Raw genomic sequence first — 7,187 nt, forward strand, 5'->3', positions numbered from 1 at the left:
GCGAACACCGCCCCAGGCAGGCCCATCAGCAGCCAGCCACTCATGTCCGAGGCGCCGGCCGACAGCGCGGTGACGAAACTGCCGAGGCTGCGCCCGCCGAGGATGTAGTCGGAGAAGTTCTTGGTGGCGCGATAGGCGATGAAACCGATCAGGATCATCGCCGCGATGTAGATCAGAAAGGTGATCAGCGTGGGTGTACTGACGCTCATTGTGTATCCCTCGTTAGTTGTTGTTCGGCGCAACGCGAGTGGCCCGCGCGACGCCTTGGCAGAGGGCGATGGCGAAAAAGGCCATCACCTGCGACAGGCCCAACCCGGGCCCGTCAGTGGCGGAAGAGCGTCCGCCAACTGTTCCGGTTGTTGTTCTGGTCCAGCAGCGAAACAGCCGTAGGGTGGATGGCCGAAGCCATCCACCAACCCGCTGTTATGCGCGTGGCTGCATGCGCGTGGAAAATCGCTTCGCGAGTTTTCCACCCTACGGTTCAATCGTCGCCGAGCGACAGCAGCGAGGCGTTGCCGCCCACCGCCGTGGTATTGGTCGAGGTGCTGCGCTCGTTGGTGAAGCGCAGCAGGTAGCTGGGCCCGCCGGCCTTCGGTCCGGTGCCGGACAGCCCGCAGCCACCGAACGGCTGCACGCCGACCACCGCGCCGATCTGATTGCGGTTGACGTAGAGGTTGCCGACCCGCGCAAGCCGCTCGATACGCTCGGCGGTTTCCTCGTTGCGGCTGTGCACGCCGAGGGTCAGGCCGTAGCCGGTGGCGTTGATCGCCGCGACGACCTTTTCCAGGTCCGCCGCGTCGTAGCGCACCACGTGCAGCACCGGGCCGAAATGCTCCTTCTTGAGTTCCTCGATGCCGCCGATCTCGAAGGCCACCGGCGCGACGAAATGACCGTCGAGCCCTTCCGGCAGCGTGGCCTCGGCGATCAGGCGCCCTTCGCGCTTGAGCTGGTCGATGTGCGCCAGCAGCGCGTCGCGCGCCTCCTGGTCGATCACCGGGCCAATGTCGTTCTCGCGCAGGTGCGTCGGCCCGACCTTCAACTCGGCCATGGCGCCCTTGAGCAGATCGATCACGCGGTCGGCGATGTCGCGCTGCACGTAGAGCACGCGCAGCGCCGAACAGCGCTGGCCGGCGCTGGTGAAGGCGGAACCGACGGCATCCTTGATCACCTGCTCGGGCAGCGCGGTGGAATCGACGATCATCGCGTTCTGCCCGCCGGTCTCGGCGATCAGCGTGGCGATCGGGCCTTCCTTCTCCGCCAGTTGGCGGTTGATGATGCGCGCGGTGTCGGTCGAGCCGGTGAAGCACACGCCGACCACCCGCGGGTCACGGCAGAACACGCCGCCCAGGGTGGCACCGTCGCCGGGCAGGAAGGCGATCGCCTCCTTCGGCAGGCCGGCCTCGAACATCAGCTCCAGCGCGCGCGCGGCGATCAGGCTGGTCTGCTCGGCCGGCTTGGCCAGCACGGTGTTACCAGCGACCAGCGCCGCGCTGATCTGGCCCAGGTAGATGGCCAGCGGGAAGTTCCACGGGCTGACGCAGACGAACACGCCGCGGCTTCATGGAACAGCTCGTTGCGCTCGCCGGTCGGGCCCTTGAGCTCTTCGCGGCCGAGCTTCAGCCGTGCCTGCTGCGCGTAGTAGCGGCAGAAGTCCACGGCCTCGCGCACTTCGTCGATGCCGTCCTGCAGCGACTTGCCGGCTTCCACCGTGCACAGCGCCATCAGTTCGGCGCGGTTCTGCTCGAGCAGTTCGGCCAGGCGTTCGAGAATCGCCGCACGCTGCTCCACCGGCGTTCCGTTCCAGCGCGGCCAGGCGGCGGCCAGCACATCGATGGCCTGACGCGCCTGCTCGGCCGTGGCGAACTGCGCACGGCCGACGACCTTGTTCAGCTCATAGGGGCAACGTACGTCGCTGGCGGTGCCGCTCAGGTGCTGGCCGTCGATCACCGGTGCGGCCTGCCACTGGTGGTCGAGGAAGGGTTGGTAGGCGCTAGCCAGTTCGTTCCATTGTTGTTGGATATTCATGTTGATCCCTTGGGAGTTCTTGCGGGTGCCGTACAGCGCCGGCGGCAGCGGAATGCGCGGGTTGCCGAGCGCGGCGAAGGTGCGCAACTGGCTCACCGGATGGTCGATCAGCGATTCCACCGGTACGCGCGGGTCGACCAACTGGTGGACGAACGACGAGTTGGCGCCGTTCTCCAGCAGGCGCCGCACCAGATAGGGCAGCAGGTCCTTGTGGGCGCCGACCGGGGCGTAGATGCGCACGTTCTTGCGGTACTTCTCGATCACCGTGTCGTACAGCGCATCGCCCATGCCGTGCAGGCGCTGGAACTCGAATTCGCGCGGCTCGGCGGCCTCCTCGGCCATCGCCAGGATGCAGCTGACGGTGTGCGCGTTGTGGCTGGCGAACTGCGGGTAGATCACCCCGCGGGTGTGCTCGGAAAGCAGGTAGCGGGCGCAGGCCAGGTAGGAAGTGTCGGTGCCCTCCTTGCGGGTGAACACCGGGTAGCCGTCGAGGCCCTGCACCTGGCACTGCTTGATCTCGCTGTCCCAGTAGGCGCCCTTGACCAGGCGCAGCGGGATGCGCGCGCCGAGTTCGCGGCCGAGCAGCGTCAGCCACACCAGCACCGGCAGGCAGCGCTTGGAATAGGCCTGGATGACCAGGCCGAACTCGCCCCAGCCGGCGATCGCCGGGTCGCGCATGAGCTTTTCGTACAGCTCCAGCGACAGCTCCAGGCGGTCGGCTTCCTCGGCGTCGATGGTGATACCGACGTCGCGCTGGCGCGCCAGGATGGCCAGTTCGCGGACGTTGGCGAACAGTTCGCTGAGCACGCGCTCGCGCTGGGCGACTTCATAACGCGGATGCAGCGCCGACAGCTTGATCGACACCGACGGGCGCGGGCCGGGACCGACCTGCGGCTCGGCACCCACGGTTTCCACCGCCTGGCGATAGTCGGCCATGTACTTGGCGGCATCCTCGGCGGTCAGTGCGGCCTCGCCGAGCATGTCGAAGGAATAGGTGTAGCCCTTCTCGCGCTCGGGCCGGCCGTTCTTCAGCGCCTCGGCGATGCTGCGGCCGAGCACGAACTGCTTGCCCATCAGCTTCATCGCCTGGTTCATCGCGGCACGGATCACCGGCTCGCCAGAGCGCTTGAGCAGCCGGCCGATGACGTTCTTCGGGCGCCCATCGGCGGTTTCCGGATCGACCACCTTGCCGGTCATCACCAGCCCCCAGGCGGCGAAATTGACCAGCACGTTGTCGCTCTGGCCGAGATGGCGCTCCCATTCGGCGGCGTTGAGCTTGTCGCGGATCAGCGCATCGGCGGTGGCCGAATCCGGCACCCGCAGCAGCGCCTCGGCCAGGCACATCAGCATCAGCCCTTCCTGGGTGTCCAGGCTGTACTGACGCAGCAGTGCATCTAGGGTATCGACGGCGTTCTCGCGGCCGCGCACGGTCTCGATCAGGCTGCGGGCACGCTCGCGAATCGCGGCGATACCCGCCTCGCCGGGATCGGCCAGCTGCAACAGTTCGGTGAGGTAGGCCGCCTCGTCAACGTTGTAGTTGGCGCTGATGGCGGGAAAGAATTCTGCTGCTGTCTGGTTGGCGAAGGCGCCATCCAGCACGTGACCGGCCTTGAACATCGCGCCGCTCCTCCAATGTGGGTGTGTTTGTAATAGGTCTAGCCCATCGATCCGGGCACTGGGGCGTTGCCGGGCGGATCGTTGCTGAGCGGATGCCGGAATGTAGGGGCTGCGCGGCACGCCGTTCTTGCGAAAACTCCGGAGTTTTGCAGAAGGCTGCGAAATTCGACGACGAAATGCGCCGCGCACCAGAATGGAGCAACCTTCGAACGCCCTACGCAGGGGCTGCACCAGAACGGGCCGGGCTCAGCCCTCGGTGTCGCGCAGGCGCTTGGGCGTCAGGCCCAGATAGCGGCGGGTCGCGGTGGTCAGCGCGCTCTGGCTGGAAAAACCGCACTCCTCGGCGATGCGTACCAGCGGCAGCGGCGTCTCGCGCAGCAGGCGGGCGGCGCGATCGAGGCGGGTCTTGAGCAGGTACTGATGCGGCGTCAGGCCGACACTGTCCTTGAATTGCGCATGGAAGTGTCCTGGGCTCAGGCAGGCGACCTGGGCCAGTTCGGCAACGGTGATGCGCCGTGCCAGGTTGTGCTGGATGTGATTGTCGAGCCGCTGCAGATCCAGCGGGCCGGCCGGGCGTGGCTGCGATTCGCCGAACAGCCGCAGGTGCAGTGCCCGCAGCAACACGCCGCCCAGCGCGCGGGCGAGCAGCGGATCGCTGCCGTAGCGGGCGAGCTCGGCACCGGCATAGGCCAGCAGGTTCTGGAAGTCGGCATCCAGCGCCGGATAGCGCGGCGCCTCGAACAGCCGGGCGAGCAGCTGCGGGTCGTCGAGGCAGGCATCCTGCTCGTCCAGGTCGATGATCAGCATGCGGTTGTCGCCCATGCCGGCGAAGCATGGTCGGCATCACCCGGCACCAGGCAGGCGCGCATCCGGCAGACCTCGCCACCGGAGCCCGCCACTTCGAACTCCGCGCGCCCGGCCAGCGACATCACCAACTGGTGATAATCGTGGGCGTGCTGGTGGGCCTGGTCATCCAGGCGGAGCAGACGGGCATTGAGCATGACGGCACTCTACCGAAGCCGGGCCCCCATGCCCACCCCCGGCTCTCGCATCGCCGCGGGATTGAAATCATCCATCGCACCACCCATCTAAGTTGCACGTATTCGTAACGGGTGCCGCATGAACGACGACGTCAACCAGGACAATCTCGAGCAGGAAATCATTTCCGCCAACGGGCTCGTGCTGCCGGACCAGCAGCAGCCGGACAAGCTCTACATCATCCCCATCCACAACCGGCCGTTCTTCCCGGCGCAGGTGCTGCCGGTGATCGTCAACGAGGATCCCTGGGCCGAGACCCTCGAGCGCGTGGCCAAGACGCCGCACCAGCGCGTGGCGCTGTTCTTCGTCGATTCGCCGGTGCTGGACATGGCTACCTTCGACCCGGCCAACCTGCCGGAGCACGGCACCATGGTCCGCGTGCACCATGCCTCGCAGGAAGGCGGCAAGCTGCAGTTCGTCGCCCAGGGCCTGGCGCGGGTGCGCATCCGTGGCTGGCTGCGGCGCAAGCCGCCGTACCTGGTGGAGGTGGACTATCCAAAGAGCGACGACGATCCGCGCGACGAGGTGAAGGCCTACGGCATGGCGCTGATCAATGCGATCAAGGAACTGCTGCCGCTCAATCCGCTGTACAGCGAGGAGCTGAAGAACTACCTCAACCGCTTCAGTCCCAACGATCCGTCGCCGCTGACCGACTTCGCCGCCGCGCTGACCACCGCGCCGGGCGTGGAGCTGCAGGAAGTGCTCGATACCGTGCCGGTGCTCAAGCGCATGGAAAAGGTGCTGCCGCTGCTGCGCAAGGAAGTGGAAGTCGCCAAATTGCAGAAGGAACTGACCGGCGAGGTCAACCGCAAGATCGGCGAGCGCCAGCGCGAGTTCTTCCTCAAGGAGCAGTTGAAGATCATCCAGCGCGAACTGGGCATCACCAAGGACGACAAGAGCGCCGACGCCGACGAATTCCGCGCCCGCCTGGAGGGCAAGGTGGTGCCACCGGCGGCGCACAAGCGCATCGACGAGGAACTGAACAAGCTGTCGATCCTCGAGACCGGCTCGCCGGAATACGCCGTCACCCGCAACTACCTGGACTGGGCCACCACCCTGCCCTGGGGCGTGTACGGCAAAGACAAACTCGACCTCAAGCGCGCGCGCAAGGTACTCGACAAGCATCACGCCGGCCTGGACGACATCAAGAACCGCATCCTCGAATTCCTCGCGGTCGGTGCCTTCAAGGGCGAGATCGCCGGCTCCATCGTGCTGCTGGTCGGCCCGCCGGGCGTGGGCAAGACCAGCATCGGCAAATCCATCGCCGAGTCGCTGGGCCGGCCGTTCTACCGCTTCAGCGTGGGCGGCATGCGCGACGAGGCGGAGATCAAGGGCCACCGACGCACCTACATCGGCGCGCTGCCCGGCAAGCTGGTGCAGGCGCTCAAGGACGTCGAGGTGATGAACCCGGTGATCATGCTCGACGAGATCGACAAGCTCAGCAGCAGCTACCAGGGCGACCCGGCCTCGGCGCTGCTGGAGACACTCGATCCGGAACAGAACGTGGAATTCCTCGACCACTACCTGGACCTGCGCCTGGACCTGTCCAAGGTACTGTTCGTCTGCACCGCCAACACCCTGGACTCGATCCCCGGCCCGCTGCTCGACCGCATGGAGGTGATCCGCCTGTCCGGCTACATCGCCGAGGAGAAACTGGCGATCGCCAGGCGCCACCTCTGGCCCAAGCTGCTGGACAAGACCGGCGTGCCCAGGGAGCGCCTGAGCATCAGCGACGGCGCGCTGAAGGCGGTGACCGAAGGCTACGCCCGCGAAGCCGGCGTGCGGCAGCTGGAAAAACAGCTCGGCAAGCTGGTGCGCAAGGCGGTGGTCAAGCTGTTGGAAGACCCGGCGCTCAACCTGAAGATCACCCCCAAGGACCTGGAAGGCTACCTGGGCAAGCCGGTGTTCCGCAGCGAGCAGGTACTCTCCGGCGTCGGCGTGATCACCGGGCTGGCCTGGACCAGCATGGGCGGCGCCACCCTGCCGATCGAGGCCACGCGCATCCATACCCTCAACCGTGGCTTCAAGCTCACCGGCCAGCTCGGCGAGGTGATGAAGGAATCGGCGGAAATCGCCTACAGCTACGTCAGCTCGCGCCTGAAGGACTTCAAGGGCGACCCGGAATTCTTCGACGAGGCCTTCGTGCACCTGCACGTCCCGGAAGGCGCGACGCCCAAGGATGGCCCCAGCGCCGGCATCACCATGGCCAGCGCGCTGCTGTCGCTGGCGCGCAACCAGCCGCCGAAGAAGGGCGTGGCGATGACCGGCGAGCTGACCCTCACCGGCCACGTGCTGCCGATCGGCGGCGTGCGCGAGAAGGTGATCGCCGCGCGGCGGCAGAAGATCTTCGAGCTGATCCTGCCGGAAGCCAACCGCGGCGACTTCGAGGAATTGCCGGACTACCTGAAGGAAGGGCTGACGGTGCATTTCGCCAAGCGTTTCGCCGACGTGGCCAAGGTGCTGTTCTGAGGGGTGACGGCAGGCCTCGCGGCCTGCAATCGCCGCGC

The 7,187-nt window shown here is 66.6% G+C and carries 1 protein-coding gene and 3 pseudogenes; 1 reads left to right on the top strand and 3 read right to left on the bottom strand.

Annotation, left to right across the window (positions count from 1 at the left end; all coding sequences use genetic code 11):
* The 3 pseudogenes from BAY1663_RS21535 to BAY1663_RS21545 form a co-directional block, all read right to left on the bottom strand.
* Positions 1–209, bottom strand: a pseudogene (locus BAY1663_RS21535) (sodium:proline symporter); the annotation flags it as partial.
* Between the two features lie 272 nt (positions 210–481).
* Positions 482–3,642: pseudogene (putA, locus tag BAY1663_RS21540) on the bottom strand (bifunctional proline dehydrogenase/L-glutamate gamma-semialdehyde dehydrogenase PutA).
* A gap of 246 nt (positions 3,643–3,888) precedes the next feature.
* Positions 3,889–4,643 (bottom strand): annotated as a pseudogene (locus BAY1663_RS21545) (AraC family transcriptional regulator).
* Positions 4,644–4,761: 118 nt separating this feature from the next.
* Between BAY1663_RS21545 and lon the strand changes: the two are divergent.
* Positions 4,762–7,149: an endopeptidase La gene (gene lon / locus BAY1663_RS21550; protein ID WP_037044904.1), complete on the top strand. Its 2,388-nt coding sequence runs from the start codon at positions 4,762–4,764 to the stop codon at positions 7,147–7,149.
* Positions 7,150–7,187 lie beyond the last annotated feature (38 nt).

The organism is Pseudomonas sp. BAY1663, assembly GCF_000582595.1.
GTDB classification, from domain to species: Bacteria; Pseudomonadota; Gammaproteobacteria; order Pseudomonadales; family Pseudomonadaceae; genus Stutzerimonas; species Stutzerimonas stutzeri_AF.

Coding starts and splice junctions, on each gene's coding strand:
- lon (WP_037044904.1), top strand. CDS start 4,762: ATGAACGACGACGTCAACCAGGACAATCTCGAGCAGGAAATCATTTCC.